The following is a 25,282-nucleotide window of genomic DNA, read 5'->3' on the forward strand; positions in this document are numbered from 1 at the left end:
AGTAACAATTTATTCTTTTAACTCTAGAATATATATATACAATTTTAATTGGCTATTGTTTGCTATTTAGCCACTAAAAACCTAATTATTATGGCTATTAATACTTATTTTTGACCTGTTTTATGGAATCAGAAAATTATCAAATAAAATTGGAACAATTCGAAGGTCCCTTTGATCTTCTCTTATTCTTTATTGAACGAGATGAATTGGATATACATGAAATTCCTATTTCTAAAATTACCGTCGATTTCCTAGCGTATTTACAGCTTATGCAATCCCTCAATATTGAATTGGCTAGTGAATTTATTTTTGTAGCATCTACCCTGATGCGTATCAAAGCTAAGATGCTATTGCCTAGACCAGAATTTGATGAGCATGAAAATGAAATCGATCTTAAAAAAGAATTAGTACAAAAACTATTACTCTACAAACAATTTAAAGAAGTTTCTGAGGAACTTCGGGTCTTCGAAGAAAATAAATCCAAGCTATTTGAAAGGGGCAATATCAATTATGATTTAAAACAAGCCCATACAGGAACAAGAACACTGGAAGAAGAACTTTCTTCATTTGATCTTTACAAACTCATGTTAGTGTATGAACGGTTGATGTACAATTACAATAATCGAATTCAAGAAGTTAAACATACTGTAATTAAATATCCTTACACCATTGAGCAACAAAAAAAAGCCATTGCTGACTTAGTGGAAATTAATAATACCCTTGATTTTAATGCGATTGCTAAAAATTCTCAAAATAAAGTTCAATTTGTCTACAACTTCCTGGCGGTATTGGAAATGCTTCAGCAAAAGCTACTGAATATTCAAGTAGGCTTAGGATACAATAATTTCTGGATTGAAAAACGAGTATCCTAATTTATTTTTCCAAGGTTTTCTTTAAGCTATTTTCTTTAAGTTGATTCAAGCACGATAAGAGAAAATCATACTGCTTGCTATATTCCATCGTTCGCAACTCTTTTGTAGCCTTGAACCCAGCGACTACTGCCAATAAATCCAGATTAGCAAAACTTGCAATCAGCTCATCCAAAGATTGCCTATCCAATTCTGTGTCTACTATACCAAAGGAAATTGCCTTTTCAACATTAAAATATTCGGTATTCAAACAAAGCTGTAAAGCCTTTTTTTCAGGCATTACGCGTAATAAACCAGCCATTACTTGAAAAGGAAATAATCCCAATTCAATTTCAGGAAGTTTAAATCGAACATTCTTTCTTGCAAATACATAGGTACAACCCAAAATAAACAGAAAACCCCCAGCAATAACATCGCCTTCGACCACAGCAATACTCGGTTTATTAAATTGATCTAATAGTGCCGCTAGCGATAACTGATCCGATTCAGCCCTTTCATCTGCAGAAGACGATTCGTGGAAACCCTTTAAATCCATACCAGCACAAAAAACCTTTCCCCTAGCTTGAATGACCAATACTTTTACATCCTCATTCTGAGCTGCTTCCTTCAGTGCCTGTGCGATTTCTTCCAACATTCTAAGATTAAAAGCATTTCGCTTTTCATCCCGGTTTAAAATCAAATAATACACATGATTTTGAACTTCCGTTTTAATCAGTTTATACAGCATGGCTTATCAATTTTTGAAATTCCTTCACTAAAGGTCCAGTTTCAGCATCATCTGCTAGATTAAAATGTTTCAATAATAATTCGGAGGAAATATTACCTACCAATTCATCCTGGGCAAATGGACAGCCCCCATATCCTAGAATAGCCCCTTCAAAAGACCGACAACCCGCATCATAGGCTGCTTCTATTTTACTTAATGCCATCGCTGCTGAAGAATGAAAATGAGCACTTACATCCAACGTTGGAAAATCTTGATGAATTCGACGAAATAGTTCATTGATCTGCGTCGGGTTTGCTTCCGAAGTTGTATCGGCTATCGAAAATCTATTTACCCCCATATTTTTTAACTGATGTATCCAGGATAATACCAAGTCATAGCTCCAAGGATCCTCGTAAGGATTTCCAAAAGCCATGGAGATATATACCACTAAATGTAGTTTATTCCTCGTCGATAATACTTCTAAGATGTAGTTAAGAGTTTCAACCGCTTCAACAATACCCTTATTGGTATTTCTTTGTTGAAAGGTTTCTGATATAGAAAATGGAAAACCTACCCTATCTAGAGAATCATAAGTAACAGCAATATCCAATCCTCTTTTATTAGCAATAACTGCAGATAATTCTACGCCATCCCTTTTTATCAAGCCCTCCAAAACTTCCCCAGAATCTTTCATTTGAGGTACTGCATGTGGAGAGACAAAACTTCCAAAATCAATAGTAGAAAACAATCCAGATGCGATTAATTGGTTGATATAGGCTATTTTATTTTCCGTTGGCAACCAGGTTTTAATACCTTGTAAAGCATCCCGAGGACAATCAATTATCTTTATTTCAGAATTATTAGACATCTTTTTTTATTTCTCTTGCAATAACCATGCGTTGAATAGAACTTGTTCCTTCTCCTATAGTACATAATTTGGCATCCCTAAAAAATTTCTCTGCCGGGAAATCCTTGGTAAACCCATAGCCACCTAATATTTGCACAGCATCATTTGAAATTTCAACAGCTATTTCTGAGGCATAAAGTTTAGCCATCGCACCTTCCTTCGTAACTTTCTGATGATTATCTTTCAATGATCCCGCTTGACGAATCAGTAACTCAGCTGCATTTATTTTCGTCGCCATATCTGCTAAATTAAAACCAACCGCTTGAAAATCAAAAATTTTAGTTTTAAATTGTTCTCGTTCATTCGCATATTTTAATGCACATTCATAAGCTCCTCGGGCAATTCCTAAAGAAAGTGCCGCAATCGATATTCTTCCCCCATCCAACAATTTTAAAGCTTGAACAAAACCATCGCCTATTTCCCCTATCAGTTGGTCCTTATGAATCCTACATTGATCGAAAAACAAACTACCCGTTTCTGAAGCCCTCATGCCCAATTTATTAATCTTCCCACCTGCGGAAAATCCTGCCGTTCCTTTTTCGACGATAAACGCCGAAATACCCCTTTTATCACCTTTTTCACCTGTTCTTGCCATAACCACAGCGACATCACCAGAAATAGCATGCGTAATGAACATTTTTGATCCATTCAAAATAAAATAATCCCCATCACTTACAGCAGTCGTGCTTAATCCACCAGCATCAGACCCAGATTCCGTTTCTGTCAATCCCCAAGCACCAATCCATTCTGCAGAAGCCAGTTTTGGAAGATACTTTTGCTTTTGTTCCTCATTTGCAAATGATAAAATATGATTACTACATAAAGAATTATGTGCAGCAACAGATAAACCTATGGAACCACATACCTTAGAAATCTCATCTAGAATAGTAATATAAGCCTGATAACCCATACCGGAACCTCCATAATTTTCAGGAATAAGAATTCCCATAAATCCTTGATCTCCTAATTTTTTAAATAATTCTATAGGAAATTTTTGGGATTCATCCCATTCCATGATAAAGGGTTTGATATGCAAATGAGCGAAATCACGAGCAGTCTCTTTAATCATAGCTAATTGTTCGTCAGAGCTTACGTATAGCATAATTTAATTTTAAAATGTTTATTCTTGGGTTAGCAAATTATTTTACAAATATTATAAAAAACTAATATTATTTTATGATATTTAAAATAATTTAACAGATATAACCAATAAAATTTACATAATATTAAATTAACATGATCAACTTACTTCATGAGTATTACCAAAAATATGATCTCTTAAAACAAGGAGGAGGTTTAGATAAGTTGGAAAAACAAAAGGAAAAAGGAAAAATGACTGCCTGGGAGCGAGTAGAATACTTATTGGATTCCGATAGACCTGCTATTGAAATTGGTTCCTTCGCTGCAGATGGTCAATATGAAGAACATGGAGGCTGCCCAAATGCTGCTGTATTGGTCGTCATGGGTTATGTAAAAAATAGATTATGTATCGTAGTTTCCAATGATGCATCTGTAAAAGCAGGAGCGTGGTTTCCTATGACCTGCAAAAAAAACCTTAGAGCACAAGAAATAGCAATTGAAAATCATATTCCCATTATCTATTTAGTCGATTCTGCAGGCGTATTTCTTCCTTTGCAAGATGAAATATTTCCAGATAAAGAACATTTTGGAAGAATATTCAGAAACAATGCACATATATCCTCTTTAGGAATACCACAATTAGCTGCAATCATGGGTTCCTGCGTAGCAGGTGGAGCCTATTTACCCATCATGTCCGATTATGCCCTTATTGTAGAAGGTACTGGATCTGTTTTTCTCGCAGGTTCCTATTTGGTGAAATCATCCATTGGCGAACAAATAGATAATGAATCCTTGGGAGGTGCAACAGTACATAGTGAAATATCAGGAGTAACAGATAATAAATACCCAAACGATCCAACCTGTTTAGATGCGATTAAAAATATCGTTGATAAATTTGCTGAAAATCCTAAAATTCAATACAGTAAAATAGCTGCCCTTGAACCAGAATATCCTATTTCACAGCTATATCAGTATTTACCCGAAGATCGATTAAAACCCTATAACATGCTCGAGGTGTTAAAAAGTATTGTAGATAGGGATTCCTTAGAAGAATATAAAAAGGATTACGGAAAAACGATTATATGTGCATTAGCACGCATTGATGGATGGGCTGTAGGCATCGTGGCGAATCAAAGGGAAGTCGTAAAAGCGAAAAAGCCAGGTAATACTACTGAAATGCAAATGGGAGGGGTGATCTATTCCGATTCTGCAGATAAAGCTGCTCGATTCATTATGAACTGTAATCAACAAAAAATACCCCTTGTATTTTTCCAAGACATCACAGGATTTATGGTTGGATCACGTGCAGAACAAGGCGGAATTATTAAAGATGGTGCTAAATTAGTGAATGCTATGGCGAATTCCATCGTTCCAAAATTTACCTTTATTATTGGAAATAGTTATGGCGCTGGTAATTATGCCATGTGTGGTAAAGCTTTTGATCCAAGATTTATCTATGCTTGGCCTACTGCACAAATCGCCGTCATGAGTGGAGCATCTGCAGGAAAAACACTAGTTCAAATCCAAGAAGCTACTTTAAAATCAAAAAATATAAACCTATCACTTGAAGATAAAAACAAATTATTACAAGAAATAGAAGAAACCTATAAAAAACAATTGAGTCCTTACTATGCAGCATCTCGACTATGGGTAGATGGGGTAATTGATCCCATAGAAACTAGAAAAATCATTTCCATGGGTATTGAGGCGGCAACCCATCAGCAACACTTAGCAAAATACAATGTAGGTGTTATTCAAACCTAATCATAATTAACTTACAGTACCAATTAAAGAACATTAAGGCTTTTTACCAACTTTAACAATTCAATTGTATTATCACAACCAATTTTCTTTAATAAATTTTTACGATGAGTTCGTACCGTATGTACGGAAATGAATAATTTTTCAGCTATTTTTTCACTAGTCCAAGCTTTATCCAATAATTTTAAAATATCCTTTTCTCTTTTTGTAAATTGAATATGTTGCAAATTAGTATTCAAATAAGAAACCTGAACTTTATACACCGATTCATTTCCTACTAAATCAATAAAATGCAATTCCGATTCACCTGAAGTCTTAATCGTGCTAATATCGGTATGTTGAATGATGGTTTTTAAAACACAGCTTTCATTAATTTCATAAGCTACTGTTTGTTGTAAAACACGAATATAAGTACCATCTTTTTTCTTCAGTCGATAATCATGAACTATTTTATAATTCTTTTGCTTCCCTAATGGAAGCTTTAAACAAAAGTTCAATGCTTCTTGCTCATGACGCATGAATATATCCTTATCCTCCGGATGTATACTATTAAAAAATAAATGTATGGTGAAATCCTCAGATTGATAACCTAATACTTTTGGTAAATCCTCAGATACACTCAATATTTTAGGATCGATACAATCGAAAATAAAATAGTAGGTGTCTAATTTTAAATTTAGATTATTATTAAATGCTTTATTACCTTGAGAACTTAGGTCCTTCAATAATAAATCAGCTGAATTCAAAAAGTCCTTCCAGTCCAATGGTTAATAAAATTTTGGTTAACCAAATATAATTAAAAATCTAATCAAATATATCTGAGTTAATTTTATTACGCTTGAAAAGCGTTCCATCCTTGTGATTTTATTTCATGAACATTACCAGATTTAGAAATTAACTGCAATCCCTCATTCGCTTCAGTAATATGCCCAATTATCGTAAAGTCCAATTGATTTTTAACTTTATCGTAATCCTTTTGATCAATGGTAAATAATAGTTCATAATCTTCACCACCATTTAATGCACAAACTGTTGGGTCTAATCCAAATTCTCTAGCCGTTTCGTAAGTCATTGGATCAATAGGAATTTTTTCCTCATAAAGTTTACAACCCACTGCAGAAGCTTTGCAAATATGTATTATTTCAGAAGCTAAACCATCAGAAACATCAATCATAGCATGTGGTTGAACCTCTAAAAATGCTAATAACTCGACGATATCTTTTCTTGATTCCGGTTTTAACTGTCTTTCCACAATGTAATCCTTTCCTTCTAAATCGGGTTGAATATTCGGATTTTCCAAGTATATCTTCTTTTCCCGTTCCAATAATTGAAGACCTACGTAAGCAGCTCCTAAATCACCAGAAACACAGATTAAGTCCCCAACCTTTGCTCCCGAACGATAGGCTATTTTATGTTCTTCAGCATGACCAATACTAGTCACCGATAATACCAAACCTTGGGTAGAGGAGCTGGTATCACCACCTACAAGATCAACCTGATATTTTTCGCAAGCGATTAAAGCTCCTTCATATATTTCTTCGACTGCTTCAAGTGGAAATTTAGAAGACATGCCTATGGAGAGCGTTATTTGCGAAGCCATGGCATTCATGGCATAGATATCACTTAAATTCACTTGAACAGCTTTATACCCTAAATGTTTTAAAGGAACATACCTTAAATCAAAATGTACATTTTCAAGTAATAAATCAGTAGATATTAATGTTTTTGTATTCGAAAAATCCAATACTGCAGCATCGTCTCCGATACCTTTTATAGAACTAGCTTGCTTTAATTCAATATGTTCCGTCAAATGTTTGATTAAACCAAACTCACCTAATTCTTGTATATCTGTTCTATCTTTATTATCAAACATATTCTTCTTTTATAATCCTAGTTTAGCCGAAATATCAAGCATGCGCTCGATAGGTTTTTGGGCTCTTTGTATAATATCAGCAGGTAAATTAATTTCCGGTTGTTCAAAAAGTAAACAGTTGTATAATTTTTCCAAGGTGTTTAACTTCATGTGCGGACAATCATTACAAGCACAAAGGTTATTTGGAGGTGCTGGAATGAATGTTTTCGTTGGACTAGACTTTTGCATCTGATGTAAAATTCCAGATTCTGTAGCAACGATAAATGAATTTGCCTCATTTTCAATCGTATATTTCAACATACCTGAAGTAGATCCAATATAATCTGCTTGAGCTAAAATATGATCTTCACATTCAGGATGTGCAATGAACTTTGCCTCCGGATATTCCAATCGAAGTTGTTCAATGCGTTCTTGTGAAAAGATCTCATGAACCATACATGCTCCATTCCAAAGTACTAAATCTCGGCCCGTTTTCTTTTGTACATATGCGCCAAGATTCCGATCTGGACCAAATATAATCTTTTGATCTAGGGGTAAACTTTCTACGATTTGTACTGCATTACTGGAAGTACAAACTATATCCGACAAAGCCTTTAATTCGGCTGTACAGTTCACATAGGTAATCACCAGATGATCGGGATATTTCTCCTTAAATTTAGCAAACAAATGTGGTGGACAACTATCTGATAATGAACATCCTGCTTTTAAATCTGGTAGTAATACCTTCTTGCTAGGTGATAATATTTTTGCTGTTTCTGCCATAAAATGTACACCAGCAAAAACAATAACATCGGCATCTGTTTTCGCGGCTTGCTGCGATAATCCTAAACTATCACCGATATAATCCGCTATATCCTGAATCTCTGATTCTTGGTAATAATGCGCTAATATCACGGCATTTTTTTCTTTTTTCAGCCGCTTGATTTCATCGACCAAATCCAATGTAGGATCCACAGGGATATCGATAAAACCTTTAGCTTCTAAGTCTGTTTCAATAGTTGTATTCATCTGGATTTTCTAAATTGATATCTCAAGTTTGACTGATCGAGAATACAAAAGTAAACAAAGAAAATGAAACGAATTCCACATTCCTTTTTTTCAATAATTAATAATTCTTTTTTTAAAAAGGAATCTTATTGTTTATTAGTGTGTGGATAATGGGGATAAAATGAGAGAATTTAATTTTTTTTAGTGATTTTTGGGTATTTATTAACAAGTTATCCACAGTTGCTTATAGCTTTTATACTGATTATCAAGCTACTCTCATTTGGCCTTTTATTTTTTCCATAATTTTATGTGTATGATTTATTAGTTGGTAATTGTTAATATAGTCCTCATTTTCTCTGAAGAGATTATAGAAACTTGTGTGGAAATTGCCAAATGTGTGGAATAAAAAGAAGTTTTCAATTTTAATTAACGAGTTATTTACATGTTTTGCACATATTTTGTTAATTTGTTGGCTTATTAGTATTTAATCAAGATTTAGAATAATAGAATTACATGTTGGATAGAAAAGTAGATTTTTTAATTGTAGGGTCTGGAATTGCTGGTTTAAGTTTTGCCTTAAAGGCTGCTAAATTAGGAAAGGTCTTAATCGTGACGAAATCCAATGAAGATGAATCGAATACAAAGTATGCCCAAGGTGGAGTAGCTGTTGTGACTGATGAAACTGATAGTTTTGATAAACATATTAATGATACTTTAATTGCAGGAGATGGTTTGTGTGATACACAAATTGTGGAAAACGTGGTGAAAGAGGGTCCAGCTCGTATTGCTGAATTAATCGAGTATGGTACTTCATTTGATAAAGAAGATTCCGGAGAATATGATTTAGCGAAAGAGGGAGGACATTCCATGCATCGTATTCTTCATTATAAAGATATCACTGGTTATGAGATAGAACGTGCCTTATTGGAACGTATACATGCCGAACCTAACATTGAGATTTTAACCCATTACTTTGCGGTTGATTTAATTACCCAACATCATTTGGGTATACATGTGGATAAACGCTCGGAAAATATCAATTGCTATGGCATATATGCCTTAAATTCCCAAACTAAACAAGTCGAAAAGATTCTTTCTAAAATAACCTTAATGGCAACGGGTGGTGCTGGTCATATATACAGTAGTACCACTAATCCAACGATTGCTACTGGTGATGGTATTGCGATGGTTTACCGGGCAAAAGGTAAGGTAAGAAATATGGAATTTATCCAATTTCATCCTACTGGATTATATAATCCCCGGGAATATCCAGCATTTTTAATTTCTGAAGCGGTACGAGGCTTTGGTGGCATTCTTCGTCGTGCGAATGGTGAATCCTTTATGGAGGAATACGATGAAAGAGGATCATTAGCGCCAAGAGATATTGTGGCTCGTGCGATAGATGCTGAAATGAAGATTTCAGGTTTAGATTATGTTTACCTAGATATTACCCATCGTGCCAAGGCAGATTTATTATCGCATTTTCCTAATATCTATGAAAAATGCCTTTCCATTGGTTTAGATTTATGTAAAGATTTTATACCGGTATCACCTACCGCACATTATTTATGTGGGGGTATCTTAGTGGATGAATATGGTGCCACTACAATAAAAAATTTATACGCATGTGGAGAATGTTCTTCTACCGGACTTCATGGTGCTAATCGTTTGGCATCCAATTCTTTACTTGAAGCAGCAGTCTATGCGCACCGTATTTTTGAAAATGCGAAATTACATATTGCTGCTATTGATTTTCAAGATCATGTTCCTTCTTGGGATGATTCTAATACCCAATTATCAAATGAAGATATCCTGGTAACTCATAATTTACGTGAAACTCAAAAATTAATGAGTGATTATGTAGGTATTGTACGTTCTGATTTTCGTTTAGAGCGAGCGATGCGTCGATTAGGTTTATTGTATGAAGAGACGGAAATGTTTTATAAAAACACCAAATTATCCATTAAACTTTGTGAGCTTAGAAATGTTATTCAGGTCGCGTATTTAGTTGTTAAATCAGCCATGCAGCGTAAAGAAAGTAGGGGATTACACTATACTACGGATTATCCTAATCACTCACAAACTTTAGAAGATACTATTTTATAATTTATGGCACTGATATTACCCGTTAAAGGAGTTTATCCAAGTATACAAGAAGATTGTTTTATTGCTGATAATGCAAGTATCATTGGCGATGTGCAAATAGCGGATCATTGTTCTGTATGGTTCAATGCCGTAATTCGGGGAGATGTGAATTATATACGAATTGGTTCATATAGCAATATTCAAGATAATGTAACGATTCATGGAACTTATTTAAAAAATGGAACGGATATCGGTAACTATGTAAACGTAGGACACAATGCACTAGTTCATGGTTGTAAAATAGATGATTATGTGTTGATTGGTATGGGAGCTATTGTGATGGATAAAGCACATATTCAATCCCATGTAATTATTGCTGCTGGTGCTGTTGTATTGGAAAATACGATTTGTGAGTCTGGGTTCCTATATGCTGGCATTCCTGCAAAAAAGATTAAACCCCTCAGTGCAGATCAACTTAATTTATTGCAGCAATTACCCCATAATTATGTACTCTATAGTTCTTGGTTTAACGAGTAAATTATTTAAAGCTTACATCAATAGTTTCATTTTGTTCCCAGTTTGCACGTATAGTGAAGGTTCTATCCAAATACCATAGTCTTTCGGCCTGTACGCGCTTATAAACATCACCAGAATCCCATTTACCATTATTATTACGGTCCTCAATTATTCTTAAGCTGTATTTCGCTCCAGGATACTGAAGATAGGCTATTTTTCTAGATGCTGGAATAATACGTTTATCGTAGATTGTTTCTTTTTTCTCATCGATTAATTCAATAAGGTAATGGCTACTGTCGTTTAATCCAGTGAATGTCAGGTTAATATCGCCATAATTAGCAGCATCATTTAAAGTAAATAATGTTTTAAATTCCTTATTGCTTTCATTATATGGACCTAAAATTGCTTTTTCTTCTAATACGAGTTCGTAATTAGTTTTTGCTTTCCAATTATAGCGTACATGGTATAATTCTTTGTTGACCGAATCTTGTTGCAATTGAAAGTTTCTTTTGGATACCGAATCTTCTTTTAAGATTACTTTATTCTTATCAATGCTACTGATGGGGTAGGAGGAACTTATTTCTATGTGTTTTACACGATCTACTTTATTGCTAATATTTAGTTTAGGTACAATCGTTTGATCTGTCTTTAAGTTTCTAGCTTTTTTATAGATGATGGTATCTAGGATTTGATTTAATTCCGTTAATTCTAACTTTAAAGAATCAAAATCCAATTTTTCAAAATATAACCGAGCCGTATCTTTATTCGTGTTAAACCTTAGTAACTTTTTGCTATCATAATCTACCGGGTCGATAATCTTAATGCTGGGATCTTCTATTGGTCTATTGAATACGAGCAATAATGATCCATCTTGATCGATTTTCTTTTCTAAATTTCTATATTTCGCATTTGTACCTTTTGTATACGATAGATTGATATTGCTAATATTCTGATTTAAGAAAATACTATCATTTAAAAATCCGATCCATTCATCACCACCATTATAAATTTTATCATTATTGATGTCTTTAAGCGCATAGATTCTATACGTATCTTCTCTTAAATTATTAAACTTAAAGTTTCCAGTAGAGTCAATTGCCGAATAGTAGGAAGCCTTTTTCTTACCAAAGGTACTGTCTTTGCTCGTTGGTATTAAGATAGCTATTACGTCTTTATCTTTGGCCAAATCAAATGTTTGTGTATATCCATTACTTACTTTTCCTGAAATACTTAAGGAATCTAGTTCAGGTCCTGTAGCAAAAACATAGGTATAGTTTAATAATGGATTACCCTCATTATAATCGACCAAGCCTTTACCGAGGTTGATGGTATAGGTTGTATTGTTTTCCAAGGAATCGGGCAACAAGATATGTAGACTTTTCTTTTTGATTTTATAAGTTAAAGGCAAACTAACATCAGGAGATATGGTAAATTCTTTTTGTTGATTGGTTGTTTTAATAAACTCATCAAATGTTAAGACGATAGTTTTCTCCTTAAAATTTGTTCCCAGGTTTAATGGCGTTTCTCCCAATAGTTTAGGTGGTAAAGAATCTTTTGGACCTCCTGTAGGTTTTTGCATATTGGCACATTGGGTGAAACTCAAGCAGATTACCAAAATAATAGGAAATATAGCCCACTTTTCTTTTAATATGCTTTTTAAGCGATTTAAGCTATTTGATAATTTTTTGGAAGTTCTAATCATAAAAATAATAATTGTTTCTTATACCGCTTTATATTAAACCTTTTTTATATTTTACTAAACTATTGATATACAGTGTTTTAACTAATATGAACCATCAAAACACTAATATCTGCTGGTGATACACCTGAAATTCTTGAGGCTTGTCCCAAAGTTCTAGGTTTTACCTTTAATAATTTTTGACGGGCTTCTATGGATAATGAAATTAATGAATTATAATCAAAATCAGGATTGATTTCTTTATCCTCCATTTTTTTCATTTTATTTACGATTTCCATTTCTTTTTCAAAATAACTATCGTATTTAACTTTTATTTCTGCCTGTTCTATCGTATCAGCATCAAATTGCGTTAAGTAGTTTCTGAAATTTAAATCAGCCTCTTGTAAATCAGCTATACTTATTTGAGGTCTACTCAATATATTGAATAACCTTGTTTTTTGATTTATACTAGACGAGCCTTTTCCTTCTAAAACAAGATTCATCTCTTCTGCAGCGACCGAATTATTTTTTAAGTAATTTACAATTTGATCCGAATTTTCAATTTTCTCTTCAACGATTTTTAAACGTTCATCAGAAACCAATCCTAATTTATGCGCTATAGGGGTGAGCCTAATATCCGCATTATCTTGACGTAGCAGTAGTCTATGTTCAGCACGAGAAGTAAACATTCGATAAGGTTCTTCTGTTCCTTTCGTAACTAAATCATCAATTAAAACTCCGATATACGATTCGGATCTTTTTAATGTTAACTCATGTAAATCATTTATCCGTTGATGTGCATTAATACCAGCTACGAATCCTTGTGCTGCGGCCTCCTCATAACCGGTGGTACCATTTATTTGACCGGCAAAAAACAAGTGTTTTATACGCAATGTTTCTAATGTCAAATCCAATTGCATAGGAGGGAAGTAGTCGTATTCGATGGCGTATCCTGGTCTATACATTTTGGCTTGTTCGAAACCTGGTATTAATTGCAATGCTTTTAATTGTACATCTTCTGGAAGGGAAGTGGAAAATCCATTGACATAGATTTCTACCGTATTGAACCCTTCGGGTTCGACAAATATTTGATGACGATCTCGCTCTGCAAATCGATTGATTTTATCCTCTATGGATGGACAGTACCTTGGGCCTAAACCTTTGATTCGTCCCGTAAACATGGGAGACTTTTCGAAACCTGTTCTTAATATGTCGTGAACTTTCTCATTGGTATAGGTGATCCAACAACAGCGTTGTTCTGTTGGCATCTTTACATTGGTATAAGAAAATTTTCCTTTATTCGTATCGCCCCATTGTTCTTCCATCAGGCTATAATTTAAACTCCTTCCATCGATTCGAGGGGGAGTACCCGTTTTCATACGGCCTGATTCAAAACCCAAGGATTCCAATTGTTCAGTTAAGCCGGATACAGACTTTTCACCTGTACGACCTCCGCCAAACTTTTTCTCACCGATATGTATTACGCCATTTAAGAAAGTACCATTGGTTAGTACCACGGCATCTGCCTCTATGCGTATACCTAGTGAGGTTACCACTCCAGCTGCTCTATCGCCTTCTACAATAACTTCTTTTACGGTATCCTGCCACATATCTAAAGTAGGGATGGATTCCAATTGTAATCTCCATTCTTCAGCAAAACGCATTCGGTCGTTTTGAGTTCTTGGACTCCACATAGCCGGTCCTTTAGACAGGTTGAGCATGCGGAATTGTATAGTTGATTTATCTGCAATTATTCCAGTATATCCACCCATCGCGTCTATTTCACGAACGATTTGTCCTTTAGCTACACCACCTATGGCTGGGTTGCAACTCATTTGTGCAATTACTCCCATATTCATAGTGATCAACAAGACGGATGAACCTAAGTTTGCCGCCGCAGCTGCTGCCTCACAGCCTGCGTGTCCCGCACCAACGACAATAACATTATATCTTTTAAACATATTCTTTGTTCTGGTTTCACGTGGAACTCTTTTGGAAGTTTCACGTGAAACTATCTTACATTAATTCTGCCAAAGCAAGCCAGCGCTCAGACTTTGTTTCTAAATTGTTTTTTAATAATTCCACCTGTTCAGCGATTTTTTGTAACTCAATGTGGTCGCTGGATTCAGATAGTTTTATCGTATTTTTTTGTATCTCTAGTTCTAGATCTTCTATTTCTTTTTCTAAATTTTCAAATTCTTTTTGTTCTTTAAAACTGATCTTCTGTTTTTTCTCAACCGGTTTTGGTTCTTCGACTTTCTTTTCCGGTTTTTTATTTAAAACTTCTTGTTCTAATTTGAAATCTGCATAATTACCGTTGTAAATGATAACCTCTGCATTGCCTTTAAAAATAAATAACTGTTCAGTAAGTTTGTCTAGTAAATATCGATCGTGTGAAACTAAGATTAGGATACCTGGAAAGTTTTCTAAAAATTCTTCCAGTACATTTAATGTGTCGATGTCTAAATCATTTGATGGCTCATCGAGTATAAGAAAGTTAGGATTCGCCATGAGCACACGCATTAGCTGTAATCGTTTTCTTTCTCCACCGCTCAATTTCTGAACCATACCAAATTGTTTTTCCGGAGGAAATAAAAATTTGGTTAACAATTGGGAGGCTGTAATTACTTCTCCATTTTTCATTTCGATGTAGTCAGCTATATTCTTTACCACATCTAATACTCGTTCGTTGTTTTTAGCAGCTAATCCCTCTTGTTTATAGTAGCCATATTTTGTTGTTTCCCCAACATCGATCGTTCCTGAGGTAGGGGAGAGATGGCCCGTAATTAAGTTTAAGAACGTTGTTTTTCCACTACCATTTTTACCGGCTAAACCAATACGGTCTCCTTTTTTAAAGATGTAACTAAAATCTTCGATAATCAGTTTGTCTTGCAGTATACAAGATACCTGATCCAATTCTAATATTTTGTTTCCTTGACGGGAAACTTTAACACTTAGTTCAACCAGATCTTTTTTGCGAGGACCTTTAGATTTTTCCTCTAAGTCGTAAAACGATTCTATCCGAGCCTTTGCTTTAGTTCCTCTAGCCTGGGGTTGTCTGCGCATCCAATCTAATTCTTTTCTCCAAAGATTTCTAGCCTTATCAGCCGCTAAAATATTGTTAGCTTCGCGTTCGGCTTTTTTCTCTAGAAAATAGGCGTAGTTTCCTTTGTATAGAAACATTTGAGCCTGATCTAACTCCCTAATTTCGGTACAAATATTATCTAAGAAGTAACGGTCATGGGAAACAAGTAGAACTGTTTTTTTTCCGGTAGTCAGCAATTTTTCCAACCATTCTATGGTCTCAATATCCAAGTGGTTGGTTGGCTCATCTAATATATAAATATCAGGTTCATCAATAAGTAATTTCGCTAATGCTAATCGCTTTTTCTGACCACCACTCAATGTTGCTATAGATTGATTGAAATTGCTGATTTGAAAACGATTTAGAATCGTTTTGATATTATTTTCATATTCCCAAGCGTTCAATGCGGTCAGTTTTTCAGTGATATCTAAAAAACGTTTTGTGTCAACTTCTTGGTTTTCAATAAGTTGTTCATATTCTTTGATTAATTGCTGTTGTTCATTTTCAGCACTGAATATGAAATCATTTATCGTATTCAAATTGGAAAAATCAGGATCTTGATGTAAGTATCCTACTTTTAGGCCTTTTTCTTTTACGACCCTGCCCTTGTTAGGAACAATAATTTCAGCCAATATCTTTAATAAGGTAGATTTACCTGTTCCATTAATGCCTACTAAGGCTACTCGATCTCCTTTTTGCAATGCAAAATGTAAATCTGTAAAAAGCCATTTATCATTAAATGAATGACTAACTTGTTCTGTGCTTAAAATACTCACGTTATCGTTTTGACGTAATAATCCAAGCACAAAATTATTAAATATTTGTTAGGATGCGTTCTATTATACAAAAAGTATACAGTAAATTGACTAATATGGGCTTAATTATGCCTGTAAGAAGCAATCAGATTGAATCTGGGGATATGAACATGAAAAATGGAATGGTCTATTTCACGAATCATTTCATAGTATCCTTCCATAAAACCCATCTCACTTTTTAAATTACAACCAGAAACATATTGGTGGGTATCACCAGGCTGTAATATGGGTTGTTCTCCAACCACCCCATCACCATCTACTTGACTATGAGTACCTATGGAATCAAAGATGTTCCAATGCCGTCTAACGAGTTGTACCGTATGCTCACTCAGATTTTCAATGGTAATCCGATAGGCATACATAAAATGACCCTGATCCGGATTGGAATATTCCGATTGATAGGTGGATTCAACTGAAATCTTTACGCCTGAGGTAATCTGTGTAGTCATAGTCAGCCAAATATATTAATTGTATAATTTTGAGCAAATTTTATAGACTATTCTTTACTCGAATATAATGTTTTTCGACATAAATATTACATTAGGGTTAAAAATAAAAATTTTCGACTTTTTTCAGCAAAAGCGCTTCTTGTATTATGATGGATAGGAGGAAGTAATTTTAGCTCATAATTTCAATGTCAATTATAAATAGGTAAAAATTAGCTAGGTTTGTAAAATGGCAAAAGGTTGTTTGTATCTCATTCCTGTTCCCTTAGCTGAACATTCAGAAAAAGCTTCTTATACTTGGTTGCACCAAGACATCATTCAACAAGTAAAAGAATATATTGTTGAAAATGAAAAAACCGCAAGAAAATTTTTAAAAGAAGCTGGCTTGAAAACGCCTCAAAGTGAATTGGTTTTTCATGACTACGGAAAACACGCGAGAGAAAAATTAGATTTTAATCAGGTTTTTAAATCCATATCAGCGGGCTCAGACCTTGGGCTCATGTCGGAAGCGGGTTGTCCTGCAGTGGCAGATCCTGGGGCAGATGTTGTAGCAGAAGCACATCGAAGGGGGATACAAGTTATTCCTTTGGTAGGCCCAAGTTCCATTATGTTAGGGTTGATGGCCTCGGGCTTCAATGGACAATCCTTTGCTTTTCATGGCTATTTACCAATTGATAAAGCCGCTCGCAATAAGAAAATAAAAGAGTTAGAATCCCAAAGTACTAAAGATCAGAGTGCACATATTTTTATAGAGACGCCTTACCGCAATAACCAAATGCTTATTGATCTGATTAAAACAGGCAAACCAACGACGAAACTGTGTATTGCTTGTAATTTAACAGCGGAAGATGAATACATTTTTACCCAAACCTTAAGTATGTGGTCAAAAACGAATATAGATTTACATAAAAAACCATGTATATTTATACTTTCTGCGAGTTAATCTCCTAATGCTATTGCATGAAAATGATCAAATATGTCCTGTTAATATGCCTACTTTCCATACAAATGGTTTGGGCAAAACCACCGACCTATGTACTTGTGCATGGGGCATGGGGAGGATCATGGAGTTTTAAGCAAACAGCATTAGCCTTACAAGAAGCAGGAGCAGAAGTTTATCGGGTAAATCTTACAGGCTTAGGGGAACGTGTTCACTTGGCTAATCCACAAGTAAACTTAAGTACTCATGTTAAGGATGTCTTGAATACCATTTTATTTGATCAATTGGAGGATGTAATTTTAGTAGGTCATAGTTATGGAGGGATGGTCATTACAGCAGTTGCGGACCGTATTCCAGAACGAATACAACGATTAATCTACCTAGATGCCTTTCTTCCTGAACATGGAGAAAGCATCGATTTTTTTGTCAGTAATGGCCCCAATGCCGCACTTATGCACAGTAAGGACCAAGTATATGTGGAGCCATTTTGGGAAAAAGACAACAATTCATTTCCAAGAGATGTGCCCCATCCCTTAGCAAGTATGAAAGAAAAAGTCTCTTTAAGTAATCCGAAAAGAAAACAAATTCCGAGTACTTATATCCTAACTTATGAAAAGGATATAGAAAAAGATGATTTCTATTATTTTTACCAAAGGGCAAAATTATACCAATGGAAGACGTTGACCATGTTGGGCGATCATAACCCACAACGAAGTCAAACAAAAGAATTAGTAAGCGTGCTATTAAAAGAAAAATAAATGTCAGAAGAAATGTCCCCAGAGCTCCTAGAAGAGCTTAAACGGTTGAGTGTGTTTATATATGGAATAATTCTATTGATGTGGTTGTTATTTGCAAATAGCATACGAAAAACCCTCATGCTTATTCATAAAGACAATCAAGTGATGATACCCAATCAAGCTTGGTTTTTAGCAATTCCTTTATTTAATATGTATTGGAATTTTGAAGTGGCTAAGCGATTGTCCTATTCGTTAAATAATGAATTTTTTGATCGTAAAATTGCCGTCGAAGAAAATCCTGGGTTTTCATCGGGCATGTTATATTCTTGGGCATTTTTGGTTAGTTTCTTTCCCTTCCCCAATTTTGTGCAGCTATTGTGTTTAATCGTCGTTCTTGTTTATTTTATCCTTTATTGGATTAAAATAAACCAATTTAAAGATTTAATTGTAGAACACAATATCTGGTTAAATAATCAACAAAAAAATCAAGTAGAAGATGAAAATTAGTGAGTTAACTAATTATTTAGAAACCATAGCTCCATTAGCTTATCAAGAGAGTTACGATAATTCCGGTTTGTTGGTCGGTCATCCGAATCAAGAGATTGAGAAAGCATTAATCGCATTGGATTGTACGGAAGCGGTAATTGATGATGCGATAGCAAAGGGCTGCGATCTAGTTATTGCCCACCATCCCATTATTTTTTCAGGTTTAAAGCGATTGAATGGATCGAATTATATCGAACGTACGATTCTTAAGGCTATAAAAAATGATATTGCAATCTATGCGATACATACGAATTTGGACAATATTTATGGGGGAGTTAGTTCTAAAATCGCTGAACGTTTGGGACTGCTGCAACATGCAGTACTAAAACCGAAGAAGAACTTGCTTAAAAAACTGGTTGTTTTTGTTCCTAGAGCACATGTAGAAGCGGTAAGAAGCGCACTCTTTGATGCCGGGGCCGGATCAGTGGGTGCTTATGATGAGTGTTCTTATAATACAGCGGGCTACGGTACTTTTAGACCATTGGCAGGAGCGAACCCGAGCATTGGTGAAATAGGTGTTCAAGAGCGCGTAGAAGAAACTAAAATAGAAGTCATTTTCCCTTCCAACCTAGAACGCAAACTTATTTTGGCACTGTATGCCTCCCATCCTTATGAGGAGGTAGCCTATGACCTGATTAGCTTGGAAAACAGCCATGCTCAAGTTGGATCAGGTGCTATTGGGAATCTGCAGTCGCCCATGCAAGAACAAGATTTCTTAGCCTTGTTAAAAGATAAACTAAAAGTTAATGTCATTCGACACAGCAAATTATTTAATAAACCAATCCAACGGGTTGCCGTATGTGGTGGGGCAGGTGGATTTTTATTAGCCGACGCTAAGCGATCTGGAGCGGATATATTCATTACGGCCGATTATAAATATCATGAATTCTTTGATGCTGAGGAGGATATTATCATCGCAGATATAGGACATTATGAAAGCGAACAATTCACACAAGAATTATTGTTAGAGATAATTCAGAAAAAATTTGCTAACTTTGCTGTCTTATTGACAGAAATAGACACAAATCCAATAAAATACTACAGTTAATGGAACAAACCGTAGAACAAAAATTAAAAGCTTTATGGGCATGGCAATCTATCGAAACGAAGATTGACAAAATACGCCAAGTACGTGGAGAACTACCGATTGAGGTAGCAGATTTAGAGGATGAAATCGCTGGTCTTGACACCCGTATCGAAAAGATTCGTAATGAATTAGATGAATTGGAAGATTCTATTGTTAAGCGCAAAAACATGATCAAAGATGCGCAGGCGGCAATTAAAAAATACGAAACACAATTAAATGAAGTGAAGAATAACCGTGAATACGATGCAATTTCGAAAGAAATTGAAATTCAAGGGTTAGAGATTCAAGTATGTGAAAAACGTATTCGTGAAGCTGAATTTGAAATCAAAAGTAAATCAGAAGCTTATGAAGCAACTGTAAACAATGTAGATTTCAGCAAAAGCGAATTGGCAGGCAAGCAAAAGGAATTAGAAACCATTACTTCAGAAACTCAAATTGAAGAAGATCAATTAGTGAAAGAAGAAACGGATTCTGAAAAATTAATCGAAGATCGTTTGTTAAAAGTGATCAAGAAATTACGTAGATCTTTCCGTAACGGACTTGCTGTCGTATCTATTGAACGTGATAGCTGTTCAGGCTGTCATAACAAAATACCACCTCAGTTGCAGTCAGAAATTCGTCAACGTAAGAAAATTATTATTTGCGAACATTGCGGTCGTTTATTAGTTGATGAAGAAATTGCTTCAGAGGAGGCATAGAAAACTTCTTAAAAAATTTGTAAAAGCCAGTATCTTACTGGCTTTTTTTGTGCCCTTGTATGTAGGAATGAGGTAAATAATCATTTTCTTTTTGACACATCTCCAATGAATCTCCTTCGGATCTTGATCGGATCTCATTCGGAGAAATAGGTAGGAGATCCGAAGGAGATCCGCGGATCATGCATAGAAGGGGCGATGAAATCTTCAAGCAGATGCTGCATAGCCTTATTTGGAAAGGAGAGTTCGGCTAACGTTTATTTTTTAGCTATTTGCAGGATAAACCGTATATATTTCGTAAAATTTGAGTGATTATGGAATAATATTTTATCGCTTATCAATTTATTTCTATTTTTATTTTAAATACCAATTCAAGTTTATGCTAAAAAATATATTCACCATTCTTGCCCTAGCGGTGGCACCCATGAGTTATGCTCAGCCGACAGGTGAGACCTTATTACTTCGAAACCCCAGTATTAGTGAAAACCACGTGACATTTGTGTATGCTGGTGATATTTGGGTGGCAGATAAAAATGGTCAAAATCCAAGACGTTTAACGGTAAATCCTGCCGTAGAACAAAATCCAATATTTTCTCCTGATGGTAATCAAATTGCTTTTACTGGAAATTATGATGGAAACACAGATGTTTATGTCATTCCTGTACAGGGAGGTACACCAAAACGGGTAACCACCCATCCTTCTGCGGATGTTCTTCGCGGATGGATTTCAAATGAGGAAGTTTATTTCACCACTACCCGAGAATTGACCTATTCCCTAGGGTCTAGATTGTACAAAAGTAAATTGGACCCATCATTTAATCAACCATTGATGATGCCTGAAGCCTATCAAGGCTCTCCTTCGGCAGATGGAAGATATTGGGCATACATAAAAAACACCGACCCTACGGAACGCGATCGAGTAGCTTTCAAACGTTATCGTGGTGGTGGTATGCCATCTATTTGGATTTTTGACACCAAAACTCAAGACATTGAAATTATCCCGGGTGAAAATTGCAATGATGTAAAACCGATTTGGTTAGGAGATCAGGTCTATTTCTTGTCCGACAGGGAAAAAATAGTCAACATATTTCAATACGATACCAAAAGTAAGAAAATTGAGAAATTGACGAATTTCAATGATTACGATGTCCGTACATTGCAAGGAAGAGGAAATGAATTGGTGTATGAGCAGGCAGGGAAAATTCATATACTGAATACAAAATCTAAAGATAAAAAGACCTTAGCTATTCAAATTCAAGCGGATGCGATGTATAAAAGACCGCATTATGTCGATATGAATAGTGATATTCGAGGATATGGTATTTCAGCAACCGGACAACGCGCCCTGTTTGAAAGTCGAGGAGAGATTTACTCCGTACCTAAGGAAAAAGGGGATGCTAGAAATATATCTAACGCTCCTGGAAGTCATGAGCGATATCCTTCCTGGTCTCCAAACGGAAAGTGGATCTCTTATTTATCGGATAAAAACGGAAAATTTGAATTGGTACTAAGGGACCAAAAAGCGACGGATGAACCTCAATATTTTAGTTTGGGGAATGATTTCTATTATTTTTCGCCTTCTTGGTCTCCAGATAGCAAGAAATTATTTTTTAACGACGCGCACCTAAACTTGTTTTATATCAATATTGAAACCAAACAAGTGGTAAAAGTGGATTCGGATCTATTAGGCTCAACCACCGGCAGATCGTATAATGCTTTTCAAGGAAGTTGGTCTCCAGATTCTAAATGGATTTCTTACATCAAAACCTTGAAAAATGGCGTGAGCGCTGTGTTCATGTATAATTTGGACAGCAAACAGACGCATCAGATTACCGATGGAATGAGTGATGTGGGTAATCCAGAATTCAGTAGAGATGGAAAATACTTGGTGTTTAGCAGCAGTACAGATGTTGGATTGACCAATTCGGGCCTACACATGACTGCTTATGATCGTAGACCACAGTATAATACCTATGCCTTTTTATTGTCTAGCGAAACCTCTTCGGTGTTTAAGAATGAAAGTGATGAGGAAAAAGTAAAGGAAGAAGAGCCGAACAAAGAAAAGAAAGAAGATAAGAAAAAGGACAGCAAGGACGAAAAGAGTAAAGAAGAAAAAGATAAAGAAGAGGCGGCTGCAAAAGAAAAATCTAAGGATATTAAAGTAGATTTTGCAAACATCAATAGCCGTATTCAGGCTTTACCAATACCTACGGGATCGTATGGCTTTAATGGTTCTGTAGAGAATCAATTGATGTATATGCGTTCAGGTACTATTTATTCCTTCGATTGGAATAAGCTGGAAGAGAAATCTTTAGTTGAAAATGCGAATGGCTACGGAATCAGTGCAGATGGTAAGCAAATGATATTTTCAAATAGACAAGGTTACTTTATCGTTAACGCGGGTCAGAAGGCTTCGGGTGAAATGGGTAAATTGAAACTTGATAATATCAAAGTTTTGGTAGACCCAGCGCAAGAATGGAAACAAATATTTCATGAAGTGTGGGCGATGCAAAAAGACTTTTTCTATGTAGAGAACATGCATGGAGCAGATTGGAACGCTGTGAAGAAAAAATACGAGAAGTTTTTACCTCATGTCAACCATCGTTCGGATTTAAGTTATTTAATGAATGAAATGTTGGGGGAACTAGTGGTTGGTCATAGTTATATTTATCCTGGGGATGAACCTTCAGCCCCTTCTGTGAGTGCGGGAGTTTTAGGTGCTGATTATACCTTGGAAAATGGCAGGTATAAGATTCATAAAATATACCATCGTATGGATTGGAATCCTTCCTTTAAAGCGCCATTAGATGAGCCAGGGTTGAATATTCAAGAAGGGATGTATATTCTTGCGGTGAATGGCAAAGAACTTACGGCAGACATGGATATTTACAGTTTATTTGATAATACCGTGGATAAACAAATCAGCTTAAAGGTAAGTGATAAGCCGACAATGGCTGATGCCAAAGATGTGGTGGTGAAACCGATTTCTTTCGGTAGTGAAGTGGCTTTACGCCGTCAAAATTGGGTAGAAAGCAATCGCAAGAAAGTAGATCAACTAAGTCAAGGACAAATCGCTTATGTGTATATGCCAAACACAGGAAGGGATGGATACACCTCTTTTAATCGCTATTACTTTTCGCAAATGGACAAGAAAGCCTTGTTGTTGGATGAACGGAACAACGGCGGTGGATCCGTGGCCGATTACGTAATAGATTTATTGTCTAGGGAATTGATTTCCGGATGGGGCATTCGAGATGGAAAAAGTTTCACGACCCCAGGGAATGGGATTTTTGGGCCAAAAGCGATGATTATCAATGAAAACGCAGGATCTGGAGGCGACATGATGCCTTATATGTTCCGATTTAAAGGCTTAGGAAAACTAGTAGGAAGAACCACAATGGGGATATTAGTGGGTATCTCGGGCTACCCTCCACTATTAGATGGGGGTTCAGTAACCGCACCAAATTTTGGGGTGTTTGACCTGAAAGGAAACTACATTATCGAAAATGAAGGAGTTGCTCCTGATGTATTCGTAGAACAAACGCCTAAAGAATTGTTGTCGGGTAAAGATCCACAATTGGAAAAAACGGTTCAATTGTTATTGGAAGAAATGAAAACCTATCCATATCAGGAATTGAAAAAACCGGCAGATCCGGTTCGTGTAAAATAAAAACATCTTCGAAGCTCCTACTAAACTAGGAGCTTCGATTCGTTTTAATGGCATTAAAAGATTAATTTTGAACATGCAAATTGAAATATGGTCAGACATTATGTGTCCCTTCTGCTACATTGGGAAACATCATTTTGAAGATGCTTTACAGGAAGTTTCATTTCGTGAAGAACTTCAGATTACCTATCGTAGTTATCAGTTGAATCCCGAATATCACTATTTTTCTGGGGATACCGTTTATGATTTATTAAGTCGAAGTAAAGGCATGTCTGTAGCGGAAGCAAAGGGCATGACGAAACAAGTGGTAGATATGGCTGCAAAGGCTGGATTGACCATTAACTTTGATACAAACCAACCTGCCAACACGAGAAAAGCACATGAATTAATTCATTTTGCAGCGAAATTTGGAAAAGCAAGTTTAGTAAAAGAGAAATTATTTGAAGCACATTTTGTTCTTGGCTTGCAGATTGAAGATCTATCGGTGCTTAAGCAAATTGCCAAAGATGCTTCTTTGGATAGCGAATTGCTAGAGACAGCTTTAGTCCAAGGAACCGAAACCTATGCCTTTAATCAAGACATTCAAGAAGCAAAAAACATAGGTATTCGAGGGGTGCCTTTCTTCTTGTTTGATCGGAAATATGCGCTGTCTGGTGCACAACCAACACAAAATTTTGTGGAAGTGCTAAGCAATGCTCATAGTGAATGGAAAGCGAGCAATCAGCCCATTCAAATTATTCCTGCTGGGAATTCCGAAAATACCTGTTCAGATGATGGCTGTCAGCTAAATTGATAAATCGTA

Annotated in this window: 21 protein-coding genes; 11 read left to right on the forward strand and 10 right to left on the reverse strand. The window is 35.6% G+C overall.

The features are described from left to right. The first annotated feature begins 122 nt into the window (after positions 1-122). A complete protein-coding gene (locus ACFRAE_RS05355) occupies positions 123-872 on the forward strand; it encodes a segregation and condensation protein A (RefSeq protein ID WP_422796098.1) in 750 nt (249 codons plus the stop codon). 1 nt (position 873) lies between these two features. On the opposite strand, the gene ACFRAE_RS05360 is transcribed toward ACFRAE_RS05355, so the two are convergent. Genes ACFRAE_RS05360 through ACFRAE_RS05370 form a run of 3 tightly spaced genes read right to left on the reverse strand, consistent with a single transcriptional unit; the run spans position 874 to position 3,584 of the window. Beyond that, positions 874-1,596: an enoyl-CoA hydratase/isomerase family protein gene (locus ACFRAE_RS05360; protein WP_422796099.1), complete on the reverse strand. Its 723-nt coding sequence runs from the start codon at positions 1,594-1,596 to the stop codon at positions 874-876. Beyond that, on the reverse strand, positions 1,586-2,443 hold the full coding sequence (locus ACFRAE_RS05365) for a hydroxymethylglutaryl-CoA lyase (RefSeq protein ID WP_422796100.1): 858 nt from the start codon (positions 2,441-2,443) through the stop codon (positions 1,586-1,588). The genes ACFRAE_RS05360 and ACFRAE_RS05365 overlap by 11 nt, the downstream gene beginning before the upstream one ends. Further along, positions 2,436-3,584, reverse strand: coding sequence for an acyl-CoA dehydrogenase family protein (locus tag ACFRAE_RS05370; protein WP_422796101.1), 1,149 nt, complete (start codon positions 3,582-3,584; stop codon positions 2,436-2,438). Before ACFRAE_RS05370 ends, ACFRAE_RS05365 begins: the two co-directional genes overlap by 8 nt. A gap of 134 nt (positions 3,585-3,718) precedes the next feature. On the opposite strand from ACFRAE_RS05370, the gene ACFRAE_RS05375 reads away from it, so the two are divergent. After that, positions 3,719-5,326: an acyl-CoA carboxylase subunit beta gene (locus ACFRAE_RS05375; protein ID WP_422796102.1), complete on the forward strand. Its 1,608-nt coding sequence runs from the start codon at positions 3,719-3,721 to the stop codon at positions 5,324-5,326. Between the two features lie 23 nt (positions 5,327-5,349). Here the strand turns inward: ACFRAE_RS05375 and ACFRAE_RS05380 are convergent, their stop codons facing one another. The 3 genes from ACFRAE_RS05380 to nadA form a co-directional block, all read right to left on the reverse strand. After that, positions 5,350-6,087: a LuxR C-terminal-related transcriptional regulator gene (locus tag ACFRAE_RS05380; RefSeq protein WP_422796103.1), complete on the reverse strand. Its 738-nt coding sequence runs from the start codon at positions 6,085-6,087 to the stop codon at positions 5,350-5,352. A 68-nt stretch (positions 6,088-6,155) separates the two neighbouring features. Then, complete coding sequence (gene thiL, locus ACFRAE_RS05385) at positions 6,156-7,196, reverse strand: thiamine-phosphate kinase (RefSeq protein WP_422796104.1); 1,041 nt, start codon at positions 7,194-7,196, stop codon at positions 6,156-6,158. Positions 7,197-7,205: 9 nt separating this feature from the next. Continuing rightward, positions 7,206-8,204: a quinolinate synthase NadA gene (gene nadA, locus ACFRAE_RS05390; RefSeq protein ID WP_422796105.1), complete on the reverse strand. Its 999-nt coding sequence runs from the start codon at positions 8,202-8,204 to the stop codon at positions 7,206-7,208. A 492-nt stretch (positions 8,205-8,696) separates the two neighbouring features. Between nadA and nadB the strand changes: the two genes are divergently transcribed. Continuing rightward, positions 8,697-10,289 carry an L-aspartate oxidase gene (gene nadB / locus ACFRAE_RS05395; protein WP_422796106.1) on the forward strand — a complete coding sequence of 531 codons (1,593 nt, stop codon included), beginning with the start codon at positions 8,697-8,699 and terminating at the stop codon, positions 10,287-10,289. A 3-nt stretch (positions 10,290-10,292) separates the two neighbouring features. Next, positions 10,293-10,805, forward strand: coding sequence for a gamma carbonic anhydrase family protein (locus ACFRAE_RS05400; protein ID WP_422796107.1), 513 nt, complete (start codon positions 10,293-10,295; stop codon positions 10,803-10,805). Between the two features lies 1 nt (position 10,806). Here ACFRAE_RS05400 and ACFRAE_RS05405 read toward each other — a convergent pair whose 3' ends face one another. The 4 genes from ACFRAE_RS05405 to apaG all read right to left on the reverse strand — a co-directional run bounded on the left by ACFRAE_RS05405 (position 10,807) and on the right by apaG (position 16,811). After that, positions 10,807-12,486 (reverse strand): Ig-like domain-containing domain, encoded by a 1,680-nt coding sequence (locus ACFRAE_RS05405; RefSeq protein ID WP_422796108.1) that lies wholly within the window; start codon positions 12,484-12,486, stop codon positions 10,807-10,809. Positions 12,487-12,563: 77 nt separating this feature from the next. Further along, a complete protein-coding gene (gene mnmG, locus ACFRAE_RS05410) occupies positions 12,564-14,423 on the reverse strand; it encodes a tRNA uridine-5-carboxymethylaminomethyl(34) synthesis enzyme MnmG (protein WP_422796109.1) in 1,860 nt (619 codons plus the stop codon). Between the two features lie 55 nt (positions 14,424-14,478). Then, the gene (locus tag ACFRAE_RS05415) at positions 14,479-16,323 is read right to left on the reverse strand and encodes an ABC-F family ATP-binding cassette domain-containing protein (protein WP_422796110.1); all 1,845 of its coding nucleotides are present in this window, start codon (positions 16,321-16,323) and stop codon (positions 14,479-14,481) included. A gap of 101 nt (positions 16,324-16,424) precedes the next feature. Next, positions 16,425-16,811, reverse strand: a complete 387-nt coding sequence (apaG, locus tag ACFRAE_RS05420) for a Co2+/Mg2+ efflux protein ApaG (protein WP_422796111.1) — start codon at positions 16,809-16,811, stop codon at positions 16,425-16,427. A 226-nt stretch (positions 16,812-17,037) separates the two neighbouring features. On the opposite strand from apaG, the gene ACFRAE_RS05425 reads away from it, so the two are divergent. The 7 genes from ACFRAE_RS05425 (at position 17,038) to ACFRAE_RS05455 (ending at position 25,273) form a co-directional block, all read left to right on the forward strand. After that, entirely contained in the window at positions 17,038-17,751 is a 714-nt protein-coding gene (locus ACFRAE_RS05425) for an SAM-dependent methyltransferase (RefSeq protein ID WP_422796112.1), read from the forward strand. A gap of 17 nt (positions 17,752-17,768) precedes the next feature. Then, positions 17,769-18,506, forward strand: coding sequence for an alpha/beta hydrolase (locus ACFRAE_RS05430; protein ID WP_422796113.1), 738 nt, complete (start codon positions 17,769-17,771; stop codon positions 18,504-18,506). Continuing rightward, entirely contained in the window at positions 18,507-18,992 is a 486-nt protein-coding gene (locus ACFRAE_RS05435) for a hypothetical protein (protein WP_422796114.1), read from the forward strand. Next, positions 18,982-20,079, forward strand: a complete 1,098-nt coding sequence (locus ACFRAE_RS05440; RefSeq protein ID WP_422796115.1) for a Nif3-like dinuclear metal center hexameric protein — start codon at positions 18,982-18,984, stop codon at positions 20,077-20,079. The genes ACFRAE_RS05435 and ACFRAE_RS05440 overlap by 11 nt, the downstream gene beginning before the upstream one ends. After that, positions 20,079-20,816, forward strand: coding sequence for a zinc ribbon domain-containing protein (locus ACFRAE_RS05445; RefSeq protein WP_422796116.1), 738 nt, complete (start codon positions 20,079-20,081; stop codon positions 20,814-20,816). Before ACFRAE_RS05440 ends, ACFRAE_RS05445 begins: the two co-directional genes overlap by 1 nt. A gap of 376 nt (positions 20,817-21,192) precedes the next feature. Further along, positions 21,193-24,483 (forward strand): S41 family peptidase, encoded by a 3,291-nt coding sequence (locus tag ACFRAE_RS05450; protein WP_422796117.1) that lies wholly within the window; start codon positions 21,193-21,195, stop codon positions 24,481-24,483. A gap of 73 nt (positions 24,484-24,556) precedes the next feature. Continuing rightward, positions 24,557-25,273 (forward strand): DsbA family oxidoreductase, encoded by a 717-nt coding sequence (locus ACFRAE_RS05455; protein WP_422796118.1) that lies wholly within the window; start codon positions 24,557-24,559, stop codon positions 25,271-25,273. Positions 25,274-25,282 lie beyond the last annotated feature (9 nt).

The organism is Sphingobacterium sp. HJSM2_6 (genome assembly GCF_049316305.1).
Taxonomy (GTDB): Bacteria; Bacteroidota; Bacteroidia; order Sphingobacteriales; family Sphingobacteriaceae; genus Sphingobacterium.

Excerpts from the sequence above, each read along its gene's own strand:
- ACFRAE_RS05355 (WP_422796098.1), top strand. The coding sequence starts at position 123 with ATGGAATCAGAAAATTATCAAATAAAATTGGAACAATTCGAAGGTCCC.
- ACFRAE_RS05360 (WP_422796099.1), bottom strand. The coding sequence starts at position 1,596 with ATGCTGTATAAACTGATTAAAACGGAAGTTCAAAATCATGTGTATTAT.
- ACFRAE_RS05365 (WP_422796100.1), bottom strand. The coding sequence starts at position 2,443 with ATGTCTAATAATTCTGAAATAAAGATAATTGATTGTCCTCGGGATGCT.
- ACFRAE_RS05370 (WP_422796101.1), bottom strand. The coding sequence starts at position 3,584 with ATGCTATACGTAAGCTCTGACGAACAATTAGCTATGATTAAAGAGACT.
- ACFRAE_RS05375 (WP_422796102.1), top strand. The coding sequence starts at position 3,719 with ATGATCAACTTACTTCATGAGTATTACCAAAAATATGATCTCTTAAAA.
- thiL (WP_422796104.1), bottom strand. The coding sequence starts at position 7,196 with ATGTTTGATAATAAAGATAGAACAGATATACAAGAATTAGGTGAGTTT.
- nadA (WP_422796105.1), bottom strand. The coding sequence starts at position 8,204 with ATGAATACAACTATTGAAACAGACTTAGAAGCTAAAGGTTTTATCGAT.
- nadB (WP_422796106.1), top strand. The coding sequence starts at position 8,697 with ATGTTGGATAGAAAAGTAGATTTTTTAATTGTAGGGTCTGGAATTGCT.
- ACFRAE_RS05400 (WP_422796107.1), top strand. The coding sequence starts at position 10,293 with ATGGCACTGATATTACCCGTTAAAGGAGTTTATCCAAGTATACAAGAA.
- ACFRAE_RS05405 (WP_422796108.1), bottom strand. The coding sequence starts at position 12,486 with ATGATTAGAACTTCCAAAAAATTATCAAATAGCTTAAATCGCTTAAAA.
- mnmG (WP_422796109.1), bottom strand. The coding sequence starts at position 14,423 with ATGTTTAAAAGATATAATGTTATTGTCGTTGGTGCGGGACACGCAGGC.
- apaG (WP_422796111.1), bottom strand. The coding sequence starts at position 16,811 with ATGACTACACAGATTACCTCAGGCGTAAAGATTTCAGTTGAATCCACC.
- ACFRAE_RS05425 (WP_422796112.1), top strand. The coding sequence starts at position 17,038 with ATGGCAAAAGGTTGTTTGTATCTCATTCCTGTTCCCTTAGCTGAACAT.
- ACFRAE_RS05430 (WP_422796113.1), top strand. The coding sequence starts at position 17,769 with ATGAAAATGATCAAATATGTCCTGTTAATATGCCTACTTTCCATACAA.
- ACFRAE_RS05435 (WP_422796114.1), top strand. The coding sequence starts at position 18,507 with ATGTCAGAAGAAATGTCCCCAGAGCTCCTAGAAGAGCTTAAACGGTTG.
- ACFRAE_RS05440 (WP_422796115.1), top strand. The coding sequence starts at position 18,982 with ATGAAAATTAGTGAGTTAACTAATTATTTAGAAACCATAGCTCCATTA.
- ACFRAE_RS05445 (WP_422796116.1), top strand. The coding sequence starts at position 20,079 with ATGGAACAAACCGTAGAACAAAAATTAAAAGCTTTATGGGCATGGCAA.
- ACFRAE_RS05450 (WP_422796117.1), top strand. The coding sequence starts at position 21,193 with ATGCTAAAAAATATATTCACCATTCTTGCCCTAGCGGTGGCACCCATG.
- ACFRAE_RS05455 (WP_422796118.1), top strand. The coding sequence starts at position 24,557 with ATGCAAATTGAAATATGGTCAGACATTATGTGTCCCTTCTGCTACATT.